Here is a 19,457-nt window from a genome sequence, read left to right on the forward strand (position 1 = left end):
CGGATGAAGGAGGATGAGGATTCATTTTTTTGCAAAACGACTCATGTCGAACGATGGCCCCAATGCAAAATTATTGTCTAATGTTAGCAGGAATGTCGGCATAAACGTGGAATTATTTAGCATGAAATTCATATATAAATATTTCAGAAAAAGCCCGGGGGTCAGAGGACTGCATGCATACCAGAGTAGAGAAAAGACGAACAATCAGGACGGCCTTGGTGGGAATCTTGTTTTTTGTTGCGGTTCAGATCGTTCAAACTGCATTTTTATACAGTAATGATGGCGCCGGCTGGTTCAAGACGGTTTATGTCCTCGCCGGCTGGAGCAGCGTAGCTGTCAGCTTTGCCGTGTTCGCCCAGGGATGGCTGTTATTTTCGCACAAACTGTCGCGGCATAGGCTGTATACGGCTGCGCTGTTTTTGTCTCTGGCTGTGTTTGACTTTTTGCAGACGGTCAGCTTGCTCGGAATTCCTCTATTCGGCTATGCATTAAACCAGGACGATGCCCTGTGGCTGCTTATCATCTCCAAGGGGGCGTGCGCTCTCGGGCTTCTGTCGATTTATAATCTGAAAGACACGATGGTGTCGATTACCCATAAACGCTTCGCATTTATGATCACGTCGGCCGTGATCGTATTTGGTGTGCTTGCCTTCTTCCTGTGGCATCAGAAACTTCCTTTGCTGATGAACCATGGCAGCATCAATTGGCTGAAGAAATATTTGGACCTGGTGATTATTGCGGTATGCCTGATTGGCATCGGATCGATCATGTACCGGGGCAAAAAGGACCGGGCCCCATCGCTGCTTATTATTATCCGGGCGCTGATTTACTCCGCTCTCGGACAGGGGCTGATGATGACGGCGAATCATACGTACCAGTGGGATTACCTGCTTGGCACCCTTTCCGGAGGTGTGGCTTACTATCTGATGCTCAAAGGGGTTTACCGCCTGACGATCGAGGATCCATTCCGGGAACAACAGCGGGTGGAGGCGCGGATGAACTATCTGGCGTTTCATGATGACCTGACGGGACTTCCGAACAAACGCCGGTTGACTCAGCGCATCTCCAGTAAAATCAAAAATGCGGGACATGAAATGACAGGGGTCGTCGTTTTTAACGTCAACCGCTTCAAAAATATCAATGACTCCCTTGGGCATCAGGCGGGGGACCGGATTCTGCAGCTTGTCGGCGACCGCCTCAAACGGAACACCCGGTCCAGGGAGGAAGTGTTCAGTATGGGCGCCGATGAGTTCGCCATCATTCTGCCTGCGCTTGCCGGCGTGGAAGAGGGGATGGAGCGAATCCGCTATTTGCTGAAGCTCTTTGAAAAGCCCGTCGTCATCGAGGAAAACGATTATCATATCACGCTCTGCGCAGGGATGGCGGTCTTTCCGCAGGATGGAGACACGGCCGAAGAGCTGATTCAGCATGCGGACACCGCCGTTCATCATGCCAAAGACTATGGGGTCGACGTCCGTCACTTTGTCCCATCCATGCAGATGAAGGCGAAGGAGCGGCTCCGCTTGGAGAACGACCTGCGTAAAGCGATCGAGCGGGAAGAGTTTTACTTGGAGTACCAGCCGCTCGTTCATTTGGAGAGCAGCGAGATCGTCGGCATGGAGGCGCTGCTGCGCTGGCGGCATCCGAAACGGGGATTCGTTTCGCCGGCCGAATTCATTCCGCTGGCAGAGGAAAGCGGTCTGATTGTTCCTCTTGGCGAATGGGTTCTCCGCACGGCGTGCATGCAGAATAAAAGATGGCAGCAGGCGGGGTATAAGCCGATCTGCGTATCGATTAATCTATCCATGCGCCAGTTTCTCCAGCCCCAGCTGGCTGAACGCATCGGGTCCATCCTGGAGGAAATCGGCTTGGATCCGAAGTATGTCGAGCTGGAAATTACGGAAAGCATGACGTTTGACAAGGAGACGGCCTTTGACCAGCTTCGGCGCTTGAAGCAGCTCGGCGTCTTCATCAGTATCGATGACTTCGGGACGGGGTACAGCTCGCTGCATTACTTGAAAAACATGCCGATCGACCGGCTGAAAATCGACCGTTCCTTCGTCCACGAAGTGATGAGCGACCATAACGATGCGGCGATCGTCTCCACGATCGCATCGATGGCGCATCATCTGCAGCTCAAGGTAACGGCCGAAGGCGTAGAGAATGAGGAGCAGCTCCATTTCTTGAAAGAGCAGCGCTGCCACGAGGGACAAGGCTACTATTTCAGCAAGCCGATTTCGCCGGAGGATTTCGAACGGGCCTTTCTGCTGAATTAAAAAAGTATTGCAATCCCGCGGCATCCGTGGTATATTATTTCTTGTCTTCACAAGATGATATATCTATGCAACGGGATGTAGCTCAGCTTGGTAGAGCACCTGGTTTGGGACCAGGGGGTCGCATGTTCGAATCGTGTCATCCCGATACTAGACATTCACCCTGAGAAAGTACGAGATTCGCCTTGGCGGCTTTGCTTTTACAGGTGATATGCGGGTGTAGTTCAATGGTAGAACTTCAGCCTTCCAAGCTGATAGCGTGGGTTCGATTCCCATCACCCGCTCCATAAACAAAAAAAGGTAACGCCGGAAGGCGTTTTTTTGTTGTTGAGCGGTTGTGTGGGAGAGAACCCACGCGCGAGGGTGCGACCGTCCGTGCAGGCATCTACGAAGGAGCCCGTTCAGGACGCGCGTCAACATCTACCTTAGTGGCGAGCCGGAAGGCTCGCTGTTGGGTGGAGATGTTGAGTACCGTCCGTGCAGGCTCTCTTTTTTTATGCTATATTTTTCCCTGCTTTATCCAAGTCCAAATTCGATATGAACCAAACAAGGCTGCAAATAGTATAAGAAGCAGCATGAATACCCAAATGCCAAGTCGATTGATATCTCTTAGCCCATCTGCATTAATAAGTACAAAGGTTCCAACACCTATAAAAAGAAGATACATAAAAACGTTTGGAATAATCCAAACAATCCTGAGTTTAATGTTTTTATTGTTCAACATCTCCACCTCCATATGACACCATCCTACGAGCTTTAGAGTAATCTGGATATTATAAAAATTAGCTTCTTACATGCTTCTACAGGACGCGCGTCAACTTCTAGTTGAGGGCGAGGCAAAGGCTCGCTGTTCGATCGGGATGTCGATTACCGTCCGTGCGGGCGATGACCCCGCACCATAGATAAAAAGGGCCGGAGATCCATGGATCTCCGGCCTTTTGTATACCCCTCGATTACAGCGTGACGCGCGCGTGGCCAAGAAAATGCATGACGGCGGCGAAGCCTGCGCCGATCATCGTTCCCCGGCTGCCAAGCCGGGAGAAGGTGATCTCGAGCTGCTGCTTATGATAAGGCAGCGTCCGCTCCGCGACGACCGCCTGCATCGGCCCGGCCAGCCAATCCCGGGCTTCGGACAGCGCCCCGCCGATCACGATGAGCTCGGGATTGAAGCTGTTGATGAGGTTGGTTACGCCGATGCCCAAATATTTGCCCATCTGGGCGAATTGTTCCCGGGCAGCCTCGTTTCCCTCGGAAGCCAGGCGCACCAGCTCCGGCGTATTGTGGGCCGGCAAGGCAGTGCCGGCCGTATCGTACGTTTTCTCCGAGGCGTAGAGCTCCCAGCAGCCCCGGCTTCCACAGGTGCAAGGCCTTCCGTCGGCTTCGATGCACATATGGCCGGTCTCTCCGGCGTACCCCCGTGCACCCTTGTACAGCTCCCCGCCGATGATAATACCCGAACCGATACCCGAGCCAGCACTGATATAGAGCAGGTGGCGCACATCCTTTGCCGCGCCGAAGTTCAGCTCACCCTGCGCCCCGGCATTAGCTTCGTTATCAATTGTGACAGGCACCGAAAAGGCTTCCTCCAGCAGCTGGCGCAAATGAACCATTTCCCAGCCGAGGTTGGGAGCAAATAAAACGATCCCGTTCTCATCCACCATGCCGGGCACGCCGACCCCGATCCCGACGGTGCCGTATGGCGTGTTCGGAGCCGCTTCCATAAGACTCGAGATCACCTTCTTCATTGCTTCAAGCACATAAGACAAATCGTGACGCGCAAGCGTATGATCGCGCTCCTCCAGTACGTTGCCTCCCAGGTCGCACAGCACGGCCGTCAGCTGCTTCACCCGCAGCTCAATGCCGATGACGGTGCCGGCCATCGCGTTAAAATGCAGCAGCAGCGGCTTACGCCCACCGCTGGACTTGCCCGGCCCGACCTCGGTGACCAGCTGCTGTTCGCACAGCTCGGCTACCAAATTGGAGACGGTCGCCTTGTTCAGACCGGTCATTTCCGATACCCGGGCTCTGGAGAGGGTGGAGGAATGCTTGCGGATCGTGTGAAGCACAAGCGAGCGGTTTATTTTTTTGACCAGAGCCTGGTCGCCGGTGACTTTCATGTATATCGCACATCCTTCAAGTTATCCCATTAGCACATAATCAATTAGTCTAGAGCCATCCGCGGCAAAAAGCAACCCGAAATCAACTTTTTAAAAAAACTTTGTTTAACCAATATACAAAGTCGGTCTGATGTGTTACTATGTTCCTGTAAACGTTTGCGACAAGCAAATTTTGAGGAGGATTATACATGGCATACTTTGAGAACGTTGGGAAGATCGCTTATGAAGGAAGCCGTTCGACCAATCCGTACGCGTTCAAATTTTATAACCCGCAAGAAGTGGTAGCAGGCAAAACGATGGAAGAGCATCTTCGCTTTGCGATGGCTTACTGGCATACGCTGACTGCCGGTGGTTCCGATCCGTTCGGCGTAGAGACCGCTGTCCGCAGTTGGGACAAATACGACGGCATGGACAAGGCCAAAGCCCGTGTGGAAGCCGCTTTTGAATTTTTGGACAAAATGAATCTGCAGTTCTTCTGCTTCCACGATATCGACATCGCACCGGAAGGAAGCAGCCTGCGTGAGTTCTACAGCAACATCGACACGATCGTCGACCTGATCGGCCAAGGCATGAAGACCTCCGGCAAGAAGCTGCTGTGGAACACAGCCAACATGTTCACAAACCCACGCTACATGCACGGTGCCGGTTCTACTTGCAACGCGGACGTGTATGCCCATGCTGCAGCCCAAGTCAAAAAAGGCCTCGAAGTCGGCAAACAGCTCGGTGCGGAAAACTACGTATTCTGGGGCGGACGCGAAGGGTATGAAACCCTGCTGAATACGGACCTCAAGCTTGAAATGGACAACATGGCCCGCCTGTTCCACATGGCTGTGGATTATGCGAAGGAAATCGGCTTTGACGCTCAGTTCCTGATCGAACCAAAACCGAAGGAGCCGACAAAGCATCAGTACGACTTTGATGCGGCGACGACGATTTCGTTCCTGCAAAAATACGATCTCGACAAGCACTTCAAGCTGAACCTGGAAGCCAACCATGCAACGCTGGCCGGACACACGTTCGAGCACGAGCTTCGTGTAGCCCGTATCAACGGTATGCTCGGATCCCTGGACGCCAACCAAGGCGACATGCTGCTCGGCTGGGATACCGACGAGTTCCCGCTGAACATTTACGATTCCACGCTTACGCTGTATGAAGTGCTGAAGAACGACGGTCTTGGCAAAGGCGGCATTAACTTCGACGCCAAAGTACGCCGTCAGTCGTTTGAACCGGAAGATCTGTTCCTGGCGCATATCGCAGGTATGGATACTTACGCAAAAGGCTTGAAGGTAGCCGCTAAGCTGATCGAAGATCGCGTGTTCGACGACTTCATCGACAAGCGCTACGCCAGCTTCAAGGAAGGCATCGGCGCAGACGTCGTATCCGGCAAAGCGACCCTGGCTTCCCTGGCCGAGTATGCGCTGAACAATGAAAATCCGCGCCGCAACGAGTCCAGCCGCCAAGAGCTGCTGAAAGCTCAGTTGAACCAGTACATCCTGGCTGAGTAGAAGCAAGCATCAGGCACAGCTGTTACAAAACCGATCTTGAAATCTCTTTGAAATGCAACGAAGGTTGCCTGAAGAAAGCTTCTTCGGGCAGCCTTTTTTTGAACCGGATTTCCATGCGGAACATCCTTGGTTAGTCGTTGATGTCCATTCGATCCATACAGGAGGAAAAAGTATGAAATACGTTATTGGTGTTGATTTGGGAACAAGCGCCGTCAAGACGGTACTGGTGAATCCCCAGGGAGAAGTCGTGCACGAGCACTCTGAAGCTTACCCGCTGAGCAGACCTGAGCCGGGCTGGAGCGAGCAGAATCCGGAGGATTGGGTGGACAAGACGCTGGTCAGTCTCCGCAGACTGATGGAAAAGTCGGGTGCCGACGCGCAGGAAGTGGAGGGCCTCAGCTTCTCCGGCCAAATGCACGGCCTCGTGCTGGTGGATGCGGAAGGCAAGGTGCTGCGTCCGGCCATTCTGTGGAACGACACGCGTACGACGGCACAGTGCCGGAAGATCGAGAACACGCTGGAATCGAAGCTGCTCAGTATTGCCAAAAACCGTGCTTTGGAAGGCTTTACGCTGCCTAAAATTTTGTGGGTTCAGGAGAACGAACCGGACATTCTATCCCAAGCCAGCTTATTCCTGCTGCCGAAGGATTACGTGAGATACCGGCTCACCGGCGAATACGCGATGGATTACTCCGACGCTGCGGGCACGCTGCTGCTGGATGTCTCGGGCAAAACGTGGAGCCAGGACATTGCCGCAGCATTTGATCTGCCGCTGTCGCTTTGTCCTCCGCTCGTGGAATCCTTCGATCAAACGGGCACGCTGCTGCCTGACATCGCCGAGGCGTCTGGCCTGCTGCCGTCGACCAAGGTCTTCGCGGGCGGAGCGGACAATGCTTGCGGCGCCATCGGAGCGGGCATTTTGCAGGAAGGGCAAACGATGTGCAGTATCGGCACATCAGGCGTCGTCCTCTCTTTTGAAAGCCGTAAGGAACTGGAGGTCGACGGCAAGCTGCATTTCTTTAATCACAGCGAAAAGGACGCGTACTATGTTATGGGCGTTACGCTTGCGGCCGGTCACAGCCTGACCTGGTTTAAGGAAACGTTCGCCAAGGAAAAAAGCTTCGACGAGCTGCTTGAAGGCATCGGGTCCATCCCTGCGGGCAGCAGCGGCTTGCTCTTCACACCGTACATTTCCGGGGAACGAACCCCGCATCCGGACGCGGATATCCGTGGAAGCTTTATCGGCATGGACTCCGGCCACACGCTTTCCCATTTTGCCAGAGCAGTGCTTGAAGGCATTACGTTCTCGCTTCGGGAATCGATCGACATCGTACGCGAATCCGGCAAAGAGATCCATGAGGTCGTGGCCATTGGGGGCGGTGCACGGAACGAAACGTGGCTGCAGATGCAGGCCGATATTTTTAACGCGACGATCATCAAGCTCGAAAGCGAGCAGGGCCCGGCTATGGGAGCGGCGATGCTCGCTGCATACGGCTGCGGCTGGTTCCCGTCGCTGACGGATTGTGCGAAAGCGTTCATCCGCCCGGCCAAAACGTACGCGCCGAATGCGGAGCGGGCCGAATTGTACAGCGGCTTGTTCAGCCTGTATCAGGAAGTATACAGCCAAACCCGCGAGCTGAACCGCAAGCTGGTTCCTTACCGAAACTAGGAAGCCGGTGCCTCCCTTGCGCGGATGAGATGCGGAAAGCCCTGCTTAATGTCTAATTTAGACATGATTTTTTATCGAATTTTCGGGGTACTGCAATCGCTTTCAGAACTTTAGAATAAGGGTAGATCATTCGTACCTTGCCTATTTGGCGGTAAAAATAGCGGGGAATACCCGAGACTGCGGACCGTAAGGCTCTGTTCGGCTTGGCGTGTGCTGCCATAACGTTTTGAAGATCATTCATTTATAATGCTGAAAAGCAAACAAGGCGGGAAGTCTGATCCTATACATCAGGCTTCCCGTAATTTCTTAAGAGATCAGAAAGTATAGACTCCAGAGCCATTGCTTCCTGATCTCGCAAGAAAAACCTCCTCTAGAAGCGGTCTGTCTCCTTTGAAGGTACGTCGATAGACGTTTTTCTTCAGAGATCAGAACGTATAAGTTTCGGAGCTTCTGCTTCCTGATCTCGCAAGAAAAACCTCCTCTAGAAGCGGTCTGTCTTCTTTGAAGGTAAGTCGATAGACGTTTTTATGGCAGCCTGATATAAAAGCACACGCTTCGGCCGCCGGTCCGGCAAGGTGCTCGAAGCAACCGTTCATCGCGGATAAAGGGAGAGATAAACGTGGAGCAAAGCAGCAAACGCGCCGTCAATAAAAGGCTGTGGTACCGCAAGCCGGCCTCCGTGTGGGAGGAAGCGCTGCCGATCGGAAACGGACGGCTGGGAGGCATGGTGTTCGGCGGGGCGGAAGAAGAGAAAATTCAATTGAACGAGGACACGCTGTGGTCTGGATTTCCCCGGGACACGGTTAATTATAACGCCCTGCGGCATTTGGAGCCGGCCAAGGCATTGGTCGCCGAGGGTCGGTATGCCGAAGCGGAGGCACTGATCGAAGCCGGGATGCTGGGACGACGCACGGAATCCTACCAGCCGCTCGGCGATTTGCATTTTGCTTTTGGCCGCATGGATCAGATTACCGATTACGTGCGGGAGCTGGATTTGGAGCATGCGGTCGCGTCGGTTTCTTTTCAAACCGGCGGGGTACGCGTCATTCGCGAAGCTTTTGCAAGCCGGCCGGATGAGGTTATCGTCGTCCATTTCCGGGCGGAGCCCACAGAGAGCGGGGGTTCGGCCGGGAAGTCGGAGCTGCCGGCGTTGACGGCATGGCTCACCTCTCTGCATCTCAGCGATGTGAACGCGGAGCCGGCGTCTTTGATCCTGACAGGACAAGCGCCGTCGCATGTTGCGGACAATTACTTGGGGGATCATCCTCAGTCGGTTCTCTATGAAGAAGGACAGGGACTCCGGTTTGCCGCCGTGCTGACGGTGCGGACCGACGGAGAGGTGCAGACGGAAGAAGGGCGGCTGCGGATCGAAAAAGCGAGCACGGTCACCTTTGTGTTGGCTGCGGCGACCGATTTCGCAGGCTTTGACGTCATGCCGGGCGCATCCGGCATCGATCCGGTACGCTTGTGCCGGGAACATGCCGACGCGGCAGACAGTGATTACCTGCATCTGAAACAGCGGCATTTGGATGATTACCGCGCGCTGTTTGACTGTGTGGACCTGCAGGTGGGGCTGAGCCCACAGCTGCCACAGGCTGAAGCGGAAATGCCGACGGACGAGCGCCTGCAGCTGTATCGCCAAGGTGGAGTCGATCCGGCCCTCGAAACGCTGCTGTTCCATTATGGACGCTATTTAATGATTGCCGGTTCGCGTCCGGGTACGCAGGCGCTGAACCTGCAGGGCATTTGGAATCCGCACAAGCAGCCGCCTTGGAACAGCAATTATACGACGAACATTAATGCCGAAATGAACTATTGGCCGGCTGAGGTATGCGGTCTGGGAGAATGCCATGAGCCGCTCTTCGACTTGATCCGGGAACTGAGCGTCACCGGCAGCCGGACTGCGGCGATCCATTACGGTGCAAGAGGCTGGACGGCTCATCACAACACCGATTTGTGGCGGATGTCGACGCCTTCGGATGGGCGGGCCATGTGGGCGTTCTGGCCGATGGGCGGCGTGTGGCTGTCCAGACATCTGTGGGAACGGTATGCGTTCCGGCCGGATGCGGCCTACCTGCAGGAGGTGGCGTATCCACTGATGAAAGGAGCCGCCTTGTTCTGCTTGGACTGGCTTGTCCATCTGCCAGACGGAAGATGGACGACGGGGCTCTCGACTTCGCCGGAGAACGTCTTCCTGACCGGATCGGGAGAGCCTTGCAGTACGGCTGCCGGATCGGCGATGGATATGGCGCTCATTGACGAGCTGTTCGGACACTGCATCAATGCAGCTGAAGTGCTTGGGATTGATGAGGATTTCCGGCAGGAGCTGTCTTCAAAACGGGAGCGGCTGGCACATCCCGGCATGGGTCCGGACGGGCGGATGCGGGAATGGGAGCGCGATTTCGGCGAGAATGAGCCGGGGCATCGGCATGTATCCCATCTGTACGGAGTGTACCCGGGAGACGCCGTAAACGAGAATACGCCGGAGCTGATGCAAGCCGCCTCCTCGTCGCTGAAGAAGCGGATCGAGGCGGGAAGCGGGCACACGGGCTGGAGTGCGGCCTGGATCTTTAACCTGTACGCGCGGCTTAAGGAGCCGGTGAACGTGTACCGCTCCATCCGGCGGATTCTCAGCGACTCCAGCCTGCCGAACCTGTTCGGCAACCACCCGCCGTTTCAGATTGACGGCAATTTCGGTTATGCGGCTGGCGTTGCGGAAGCGCTGCTGCAAAGCCACCAGGGCGAGATCCGGATGCTGCCGGCTCTGCCGGAAGCCTGGAACGAAGGGGAAGCCAAAGGTCTGCGGGCGCGAGGCGGCTTTGTGGTGGACATGAAGTGGAGCGCCGGAACGATCAAGGAAGCAGGAATAACCTCCACGCACGGTGGGACCTGCCGGATCGCGGACCATTCCCTGTACCGGGTGCAGGGACCAGATGGGCAGGAGCTACCGGCTGACGGATTTATTACGGCAGCAGGCGAAACGTACCGAATTACACCGCGGGATAAGGAAAAGGTATCGGTGAGTTGAAGCTGAGGCTGAGGCTGAAATGAAAGCTAAGGAAGCCGAAGGAAGCGGAAAGATAACCTAAGAAAACTGAAGAAGGCCGAAAAAACCGTGGGAAACCTTTTACGGTACAAGAAGCCGGAGAAGACATTTTATTTGTTACGGGCTAAGAGTTACAGGCTAAGTCACGGACTAAGGTTACGGGCTATCGGCGATTCAACAAGAGAAAGGAAGTGGGTACGTGATTAACGATAAACTGCCTAAAATTTGGTACGGCGGAGATTATAACCCTGAACAGTGGGGACCGGAAGAATGGAAAGAGGACCAGCGGATGTTCAAGCTGGCCGGGATCGACGTGGCGACGATCAACGTCTTTTCCTGGGCGCTGAACCAGCCTGACGAGGATACTTACGATTTCGGGTGGCTCGACGAAACGATGGACCGTCTGCACAAGGACGGCGTTGGCATCGTACTGGCGACGAGTACCGGGGCGCATCCGGCCTGGATGGCCAAGCGGCATCCGGATGTGACCCGTGTCGATTTTTACGGACGGAAAAGAAAGTTCGGCGGAAGACATAACTCCTGCCCGAACAGCCCGACTTACCGCAAATACTCCCGCTTGATGGCGGGCAAGCTCGCCGAGCGCTACAAGGATCATCCGGCGCTGCTGCTTTGGCACGTATCCAATGAATACGGCGGTTTCTGTTACTGCGACAACTGTGCCGCCGAATTCCGCGTTTGGCTGCAAAAGCGTTACGGCACCCTGGATGCCGTCAACGAAGCATGGAACACCCGTTTTTGGGGCCACACTTTCTACGACTGGGACGAAATCGTGCTTCCGGACGGACTGAGTGAGGAGGGCGAAGGCAACGTCAGCGCGTTCCAGGGCATTTCCCTGGATTATCGCCGGTTTATGTCCGATAGTTTGCTGGAATGCTACAACATTGAGGCGGAAGCGATCCGCGAGCATTCGAAGGACGTGCCGATCACGACCAACCTGATGGGGACGTTCCCGCTGCTCAACTACTTCGACTGGGCGAAGCATATGGATATCGTCTCGTGGGATAACTATCCGTCTCTGACGACGCCGGTCAGTGAAACCGCCATGACGCATGACTTGATGCGCGGCCTGAAGCACGGGGCGCCGTTCATGCTGATGGAGCAGACGCCGAGCCAGCAGAACTGGCAGGCGTACAACTCGCTCAAGCGTCCCGGCGTGATGCGCCTGTGGAGCTATCAGGCCGTTGCCCGCGGGGCGGATACGGTGATGTTCTTCCAAATGCGGCGCTCCAAGGGCGCCTGCGAGAAGTTCCACGGTGCCGTCATTGAACACGTCGGACATGAGAATACGCGGGTATTCCGTGAGGTGGCGCAGCTCGGGGAGGAGCTGGGCCGTCTTGGGGACGCGCTGCTGGATGCGGTGACGGAAGCTAAGGTTGGCATCGTGTACGACTGGGAAAACCGGTGGGCCATGGAGCTCTCGAGCGGTCCGACCGTTGAGCTGAATTATGTGCGCGAGGTGCATAAGTTTTACGACGCCCTCTTCAAGCAGGGCATCGAGGCGGACATGATCAGCGCCCAAGCCGACTTCAGCAAGTACGACATCGTGATCGCGCCGGTTATGTATATGGTCAAGCCGGGCTTTGCCGAGAAGTCGGAGGCGTTCACCGCTGCCGGCGGCACGTTTATTACGACGTTCTTCAGCGGCATCGTGAACGAGACCGATCTCGTGACCCTCGGCGGATATCCGGGCGAGCTCCGAAAGCTGCTCGGCATCTGGGCGGAGGAAATCGACGCACTGCCGCTCGGACAGTACAATGAAATCGTCATGAAGCAGCCGTACGGCAAGCTTACGGGCAGCTACAAATGCGAGATGCTGTTTGATCTCATCCATGCCGAAGGCGCGGAAGTGCTGGCCGAGTATGGCTCGGACTTCTACAAAGGCATGCCTGCGCTCACGGTGAACCGCTTTGGTGAAGGCAAAGCGTACTATGTGGCGACCAGCGCGGACAGCGACTTCATGGAAGGTTTTCTCGGGGCCGTCTGCGCCGAGAAAGGCGTTCAGCCGCTGGTGCCGGAGCTTCCGGCCGGCGTGGAGGTTGCCCGCCGCGTGAAAGATGGACGCTCGTTCCTGTTCGTGCTGAACCATAACGCGGAGAGTGCGACAGTTCGCACGGGGGACGTCAAACGCCGGGACCTTCTCAGCGGCGTAACCGTAGACGGAGCGGCCGAGGTGCCGGGACGCGGCGTCCTGATTCTGGAGGAAGCAGAGTAAAGACAAGGTATCGCGGCTAAAATACGTTCCATTCCAATACAAGCAGGCTTTGCGGGATTTCCCGGCAAAGCCTGCTTTTTTGTAAAGGCAATTTATTGCACCCATTGATTGCGTATGGCCAGCACGACGGCCTGGGTGCGGTCCTCGGCGCCGATTTTTTGCAGGACGCGGTGCACGTGGGTTTTGACTGTGCTTTCGCTGATGTGGAGCTTGGCGGCGATATCTTCGTTTTTCAGGCCGTAAGCCATTTCCTGCAGCACTTCCAGCTCGCGGTCGGTCAGCGGGTCCGGCAGGGACAGCCGCATGTCCTGCCGGTCCTGGAACGATTCCGTCTGGCGCAGCGCCTCCGAAATCATCCGGGCTGCGGCTCCCGTCCGGTAGATGGCTTCGCCGCGGCTCGCCGCCCTGATGGAATGGAGCAGCTCCTCCGGCGCCGCATCCTTCAGCATATAGCCGACGGCTCCGGCCCGGATGCCTTCGTACACGTATTCCTCGAGATCGAAGGTGGTGAGGATGATGACTTTGCACTCCGGCAACTGCCGCCGGAGCTCCCGTGTCGCCTCGATCCCGTTCATGCCGGGCATCTGCACGTCCATGAGGGCGATAAGCGGCCGCGTTCGGAGCGCAAGGTTTACGGCTTCTCGGCCGTCGCCCGCCTCCCCGCACCATTCCATGTCCTGCTGCGCCTTAATGATAAACCCGATGCCGTGCCGGATCAGGGGCTGGTCATCCGCGATGATGATGCGGATACGTTCTGGATCCATATGAGCATTCATTCCCCTCTGTTATTGGGTGTCGCTGCGGAAAACGGCAGGCTTGCGGTAATCTCCAGGCCATGGGGAGCGAGGGGGGTGAACGTCAGGCGTCCGCCGGCTTTTGCACATCGCTCCCGCATGGTGGTCAGTCCGAATCCCGGCTGGATTGGACCTTGCGCCACGCCGTTATCCCGGATGGTCAAGACCAGGCCTTCCTTGTTACCTATAAGCCGGACCTCAGCTTGGGTGGCCTGGGCATGGCGCATCATGTTGGTCAGTGCCTCCTGAAGGATGCGGTAAAGGACGTACAGCTGCTCCGGGGCGATGGTGCCGGGGATATCCATGGTAAAGGCCACCGGAATCCCGCTTCGCTCGCTGAAGGTGTCCGCCAGCTTCCTGAGTTCCTTCTGCCCTTCGCCAGGCCGGACAAGCCCCATTTCGTGAACGACCGTTCTGACGTCCTGAAGGCATCCGCGGGCCACATCCGTCACTTGCCTGAGCATTGAGCGGGCTTCGTCCGGCGCCGCTTCGATCATATACGGCAGCGCCTGCAGCTGCACGATCACGGAGGTCAGGCCGTGACCGATGCTGTCGTGGATATCGGCGGCGATCCGGCTGCGCTCCTCCAGTACCGCATAGCGCAGCGCCTGCTCGGAAGTCTCCTCCAGCTCCTCATGAGCCTGGCGCAGGCTGCGGTAAGCCGCCTCCAGCTCCTGATGAGCAGCCGTCAGCTCCTGCAGATGCGCTTCTTTCATCGTTCGGGTCGTTCTCCGAAGCCTGCCGGCTAAAAATAGAAGATAGACCGCCGCGAGAATCAGGCATTGGGTCATCACAGCTTCCAAAGTCCGATGCTGAGCCAGCAGGATCCACGCTGCGGCAGCTATATTTAGAACGGTGTATGAAGCCGAGTACGATGCCGGCAGCCGGTAGCTCACCCATCCCAGCAGAAAAAAGACGATGATATACAAGCTGCCGCCAAGTCCCAGCATGACCCCAATGGAAGAGATGCCAAGCAAGGCGCACACGGCAAAAGCGGGAGCCGGCCCCTGGCGGGTAAACCACCGGGGACGCCATTGCAGGCACAACGCGGCCAACGTCAACAGCACGCCCGGAACAAACGCGCGAGGCTCACCGTACATTCCGTTCTGAATCGCGGAATACACGATCAACAAACTGAGCAGCGCCCTTCTGGCCGGATTGGAAGACAGTATTGTTCGTTCATCGTTGCCTGTTTCCATAGCAGGTCTCCTTTAGCTGGCACATTGAAGCCGGTGATTCAGGTCTTTATGCCCGTTGTCCCATCATCGCCTGATATCTCCGGTAAATGACGTACCGGCGTGCGCAGATGGAACCGAGCGGCATGAACATCAGCGCATTGGCGATGTGATAGAAGGCGTGCGACTGCCCCCAGGACTGCGCAAGCACCCGCAAAACCAGCACGGCGAGAAACAGCAGGATGCTGGCAATGGAACCCTGCACGGTAACCTGGCCATCCGTTCCCATGCGCATTTTTTCCATTTTACCCCGGATGATACCTGTTGCCAAACCGGCAGCGGCAAATACGGCGAACAGCACGACTTCAACCGGACCTACCGATGCCCACGGGATGGAGGGTAGGGTCATTCCTCCCCATAACAAGGGAACGATCCACATGCTGGAAGGGCGAAAGGTTCTTTCCCTTGCGGTAAGCCAAATGACAAGCAGGATGATAATAATATCAGTTGAGTATTGATCCATCGCTAACACCTCATTCATTTTTCGTGATGAGTCCAGCATATCAAGGAAGATTGGCCGCGTAATCGAACCGTGCGTTGATTTTTTTCGGCCGGATATACATCCGGAGATGTACATGACTGTGGACGAACAGGTTTGGGCTTTTCTTTTTCCGATAATTTTGTTAAAATGGCAGCAAGCATTTCATCCTGAAGAAAACGAGGTAACCACACAGCCGATGGATAAACATGACTGATCTCTCTAATCTGCAAACCAACTTAATGTTGAAACCATGCAGTTTCTGCGCCTGCCGCAGGGAAGAGAATCGTTATGTCTATTTTCAGAGACTGGATACCTCACCGATGGATACGGATAATGCTTTTTTGTGCGTTTTTGACGTGTTCATGGGGTAATGTCGTGCCTGGATCATCATGTTCGGGGCGGTATTTCGGACGGGTAAACCCTTTTTTGACATAGACAATGATAACGAATTTCCTGCCGTAGGCGATGCTGCCTGCGGCTTTTTTGATTCGTGAAAATGGATCAGAGGCCGGGCTGGACTGAAACGGCTGGTTTGTCTGAAACGACGGAAATTCAAATTTATGTTTTAAAGGGTGATGCTTAATGTTGAATATCGTAAAAACGAAACATATAGCCAAAGAATTTAAAGGGAAGACCGTTTTTGAAAATATTGACCTGGAAATCTATGAAGGCGAGAGGCTGGCGCTGTTCGGCGTCAACGGTGCGGGGAAGACGACGCTGCTGCAGATTCTGACCGGGCAGCTGGAACCGGACCGGGGCAACGTGGAACGCGGAGTCCCGCTGGAGCAGTGGGGATATATGACGCAGACGTCGGAAGAGTTGATGCATCTGACCGCACTGGATGCGGCGGGGCGCGAAAGCGGCGAGCTGTGGCAGATCAAGCGCCGGCTGAAGGAGCTGGAGCAGGCGATGGCGACGGGCGAAGTCGGTTCCGATCTCCTGGAGGAATACGGCCAGCGGCTCGAGCAGTATGAGCTTAGCGGCGGTTTTGACTGGGAGACCGGGCTGGAGAAGCATTTGACCATGCTGCACATCGGTCCCGAGCTGTGGCAGGTCCCTTTTGCCGATCTGAGCGGCGGCCAGAAAACCAGGGTCAGGCTGGCGGCTCTGCTGGTCAAAAAGCCGGAGGTGCTGCTCCTTGACGAACCGACCAACCATCTGGACGAGGAGAGTATGAACTGGCTGGAGGATTGGCTTCGTCACTACGAGGGCACCGTCATTGTCGTTTCCCATGACCGGACCTTTTTGGACCGGGTGGTGACAGGAGTCTGCGAATTGACCGAGAGCGGGCTGAAAAAATATAAGGGCGGCTACTCCGATTACCGGCGGGAAAAGGACCGCGAACTTCGGGAGCAGGAGGCGCTCTACAAGAAGCAGAAGCAGGCCCGGGAAGCGTTGGAGGAATCGATCCGCAAATACCAGGAATGGTTCCACCAGGCCGAGAAATCGGCGGATAAAAATACGGAAACGAAGGCGGCGCTGCCTTACTACAAAGCGAAAGCCAAGAAAAACATCTCCAGGTATCACGCCAAGCAAAAAGAGCTGGAGCGGCTCGAGAGCGAAAGCGTGGAAAAGCCGAAAAGCGGACCGAAGGTCAACCTGCAGCTGGGCGAGGGTGGTTTCTCCGCACGTGTGCTGGTGCGGCTTGAGAAGCTGTCCTTCGGCTACGAAACGAAGAAGCTGTTCGACAAGTTCAGCCTCATCCTCTCCCGCGGCGACCGGCTGGCCGTGCGGGGTCCGAACGGAGCGGGCAAGTCAACCCTGCTCAAGCTGATTATGGGCGAGCTTGTGCCAAGCGAAGGAACGGTATGGCAGCATCCGGCCCTGAAGATCGGTTACTTCTCGCAGGAGCTGGAGGTGCTGAACGAAGAGGAAACGCTGCTGGACAGCCTGCTCCGCCTGCCTTCGATGACCGAGACGCATGCGCGGACGCTTCTGGGCTGCTTCTTGTTCAAGCGGGAGGACGTGTTCAAGCGAATCGGGGATTTGAGCATGGGGGAGAAATGCCGCGCGGCTTTCGTGCAGCTGTATTTCTCCGGGGCCAATCTGCTCGTGCTGGATGAGCCGACGAACTATTTGGACATCTCGACGCGGGAAGTGATCGAGGAGGCGTTATCCGCATATCCGGGTGCTCTGGTCGTCGTGTCCCATGACCGGATGCTGATCCGCAAGCTCGCGGACCGGCTGCTGACCGTCTCTCATACGGAAGAACCGCATCTGTTTGAGGGCACGGTTCAAGAAGAGGAAGAGCAGCTGGCCAGACATAACGGAGCACTGAAGGAGGATACCGACCGGGAAAACGCCCGGCTGGCTCTGGAATGGGAGCTGACCCAGCTGCTGAACGAAGACGGCGGGAGCGACGAGGAGGCTGCGGCACGGATTACGAATATCCGCAGGCTCCGGAGCAAGCTGGAACAGCTCTAATTTGAGGAATGAAGTCTGGTTCCGCAAAAAATGGGCATGCTGAGAAGGGGAACGCCTATAGATTTAGGCGATTCGGACTTGTCAATACAGCTTTTTTTGCCTATAATTATTGACTATAGTCAACGGACTGATCCCGGTGAATGAATGACCTGTATGGATCAGCCATTGCAATCCAATTTATGTGTCAAGACAAATGCGTTGATGGAGATAAGTAAGCAGTGCCTCTTTACAGGGAGGGGACGCCGGAGATTGAGAGCGTCTCTACAGAAACAGGCTGCTGAAATTCCCTCCGGAGCAGTTCCCTGAACGAATCCACGCGCCAGCATGTTTGCTGACAGGATTCCGCGTAGGGGATAACGGTTTTCGATCCGTTACATCGAATGAGAGTGAGATCAAGCTGGCCAGAGGTGCGCGTGTGCGTATCAAACGGCTTTTCGCTTGTCTAACAAGGGTGGTACCACGGTCTTTTCGTCCCTTTTCGGGAGAAAAGGCCTTTTTGTATTTCTTGGGAATTTTTTCTGAGGATCCCCCGCCAAGTACCTGAGCAGTCACCCGGGGCAAAAGCCCTGCTTTGCGGGGCGTTGTTGGTCAAAAATGTATTGGGATTTCAAGAAGGAGGCAGGAAGTTCATGAAAGAAAAGCTGGAAGCATTGCGGCAGGAAGCGATCGCGCAGCTGAATGACGTCGCTGACGTACAGACGCTGAACGATTTGCGCGTGAAGTATCTGGGGAAAAAGGGGGCGCTGACCGAGATTTTGCGGGGCATGGGCGCGCTTAGCGCGGAGGAACGTCCGCTGATCGGCCAGGTGGCCAATGATGTGCGCGGAGCGATCGAAGGACTGATCGAGTCCAAGCAGCAGGCTTTCCAAAAGGCCGAAACTGAGCAGCGCCTGCAGGCGGAGAAGGTGGACGTTACGCTTCCCGGCCGCAAAATGACCCAAGGCGGCACCCATCCGCTCAATAAAGTCATCCAGGAAATCGAGGAGATTTTCATCGGCATGGGCTACCACATTGCGGAAGGACCGGAAGTGGAGACCGACTATTATAACTTTGAAGCGCTGAACCTGCCGAAGAACCACCCGGCCCGTGACATGCAGGATACGTTCTACATTACCGAGGAGCTCTTGATGAGAACGCAGACGTCGCCGGTGCAGATCCGGACGATGGAGAGCATGCAGGGCAAGGTGCCGGTGAAGATCATCTGCCCGGGCAAAGTATACCGCAGAGACGACGACGATGCGACGCACTCGTTCCAGTTCTACCAAATTGAAGGCCTGGTGATCGGCGAAAACATCCGTATGAGCGATTTGAAAGGCACGCTGCTGCAATTCGTCCGCGAAATGTTCGGACCGAACACACAGATCCGCCTTCGTCCAAGTTTCTTCCCGTTCACAGAGCCGAGCGCAGAGGTCGACGTAACCTGTGCCAGATGCGGCGGCAGCGGATGCCGGGTGTGCAAGCATACGGGATGGCTGGAAATTCTGGGCTGCGGCATGGTGCATCCGGAAGTGCTGCGCAAGGGCGGCTACGATCCGGAAGTGCACAGCGGCTTCGCGTTTGGCATGGGGCCGGACCGGATTGCGATGCTGAAGTACGGAATCGACGATATCCGTCATTTCTATGGCGGCGATGTGGCATTCTTGAAGCAGTTTGCCCGCATGTAAGCGTAAGGTTAGCGAA

12 protein-coding genes, 2 tRNA genes and 1 other annotated feature are annotated in these 19,457 nt (G+C 55.7%); of the genes, 9 read left to right on the plus strand and 5 right to left on the minus strand.

From position 1 onward, the window contains the following. Positions 1-218: 218 nt before the first annotated feature. The 3 genes from KI379_RS02485 to KI379_RS02495 all read left to right on the plus strand — a co-directional run bounded on the left by KI379_RS02485 (position 219) and on the right by KI379_RS02495 (position 2,560). Positions 219-2,276: a putative bifunctional diguanylate cyclase/phosphodiesterase gene (locus tag KI379_RS02485; protein WP_244879175.1), complete on the plus strand. Its 2,058-nt coding sequence runs from the start codon at positions 219-221 to the stop codon at positions 2,274-2,276. Between the two features lie 71 nt (positions 2,277-2,347). Next, a tRNA-Pro gene (locus KI379_RS02490) sits at positions 2,348-2,421 on the plus strand. Positions 2,422-2,486: 65 nt separating this feature from the next. Continuing rightward, positions 2,487-2,560 (plus strand) — tRNA-Gly (locus KI379_RS02495). Between the two features lie 212 nt (positions 2,561-2,772). Here KI379_RS02495 and KI379_RS02500 read toward each other — a convergent pair. Both KI379_RS02500 and KI379_RS02505 read right to left on the minus strand, forming a co-directional pair. After that, positions 2,773-3,009: a hypothetical protein gene (locus KI379_RS02500; protein WP_089545715.1), complete on the minus strand. Its 237-nt coding sequence runs from the start codon at positions 3,007-3,009 to the stop codon at positions 2,773-2,775. 217 nt (positions 3,010-3,226) lie between these two features. Next, complete coding sequence (locus KI379_RS02505; RefSeq protein WP_212982687.1) at positions 3,227-4,390, minus strand: ROK family protein; 1,164 nt, start codon at positions 4,388-4,390, stop codon at positions 3,227-3,229. Between the two features lie 188 nt (positions 4,391-4,578). Between KI379_RS02505 and xylA the strand changes: the two genes are divergently transcribed. The 4 genes from xylA (at position 4,579) to KI379_RS02525 (ending at position 12,843) form a co-directional block, all read left to right on the plus strand. Beyond that, positions 4,579-5,895, plus strand: coding sequence for a xylose isomerase (gene xylA, locus KI379_RS02510; RefSeq protein WP_076170725.1), 1,317 nt, complete (start codon positions 4,579-4,581; stop codon positions 5,893-5,895). A gap of 172 nt (positions 5,896-6,067) precedes the next feature. After that, positions 6,068-7,564: a xylulokinase gene (gene xylB / locus KI379_RS02515; RefSeq protein WP_212982688.1), complete on the plus strand. Its 1,497-nt coding sequence runs from the start codon at positions 6,068-6,070 to the stop codon at positions 7,562-7,564. Positions 7,565-8,183: 619 nt separating this feature from the next. Then, complete coding sequence (locus KI379_RS02520) at positions 8,184-10,592, plus strand: glycoside hydrolase family 95 protein (RefSeq protein WP_212982689.1); 2,409 nt, start codon at positions 8,184-8,186, stop codon at positions 10,590-10,592. 217 nt (positions 10,593-10,809) lie between these two features. Then, a complete protein-coding gene (locus tag KI379_RS02525) occupies positions 10,810-12,843 on the plus strand; it encodes a beta-galactosidase (RefSeq protein ID WP_212982690.1) in 2,034 nt (677 codons plus the stop codon). Between the two features lie 92 nt (positions 12,844-12,935). Here KI379_RS02525 and KI379_RS02530 read toward each other — a convergent pair whose 3' ends face one another. Genes KI379_RS02530 through KI379_RS02540 form a run of 3 tightly spaced genes read right to left on the minus strand, consistent with a single transcriptional unit; the run spans position 12,936 to position 15,335 of the window. Next, positions 12,936-13,607 carry a response regulator gene (locus KI379_RS02530; RefSeq protein WP_076170715.1) on the minus strand — a complete coding sequence of 224 codons (672 nt, stop codon included), beginning with the start codon at positions 13,605-13,607 and terminating at the stop codon, positions 12,936-12,938. 8 nt (positions 13,608-13,615) lie between these two features. Further along, complete coding sequence (locus tag KI379_RS02535; protein WP_212982691.1) at positions 13,616-14,836, minus strand: sensor histidine kinase; 1,221 nt, start codon at positions 14,834-14,836, stop codon at positions 13,616-13,618. A 46-nt stretch (positions 14,837-14,882) separates the two neighbouring features. Beyond that, positions 14,883-15,335, minus strand: coding sequence for a CcdC protein domain-containing protein (locus tag KI379_RS02540; protein ID WP_212982692.1), 453 nt, complete (start codon positions 15,333-15,335; stop codon positions 14,883-14,885). A gap of 600 nt (positions 15,336-15,935) precedes the next feature. Between KI379_RS02540 and abc-f the strand changes: the two genes are divergently transcribed. Then, positions 15,936-17,777, plus strand: coding sequence for a ribosomal protection-like ABC-F family protein (gene abc-f, locus KI379_RS02545; RefSeq protein ID WP_212982693.1), 1,842 nt, complete (start codon positions 15,936-15,938; stop codon positions 17,775-17,777). A gap of 189 nt (positions 17,778-17,966) precedes the next feature. Beyond that, positions 17,967-18,256: a binding site (T-box leader), on the plus strand. Between the two features lie 150 nt (positions 18,257-18,406). After that, entirely contained in the window at positions 18,407-19,441 is a 1,035-nt protein-coding gene (gene pheS / locus KI379_RS02550) for a phenylalanine--tRNA ligase subunit alpha (protein WP_145025495.1), read from the plus strand. Positions 19,442-19,457: the final 16 nt, after the last annotated feature.

The organism is Paenibacillus cineris, from assembly GCF_018333335.1.
Lineage (GTDB): Bacteria > Bacillota > Bacilli > Paenibacillales > Paenibacillaceae > Paenibacillus_AQ > Paenibacillus_AQ favisporus.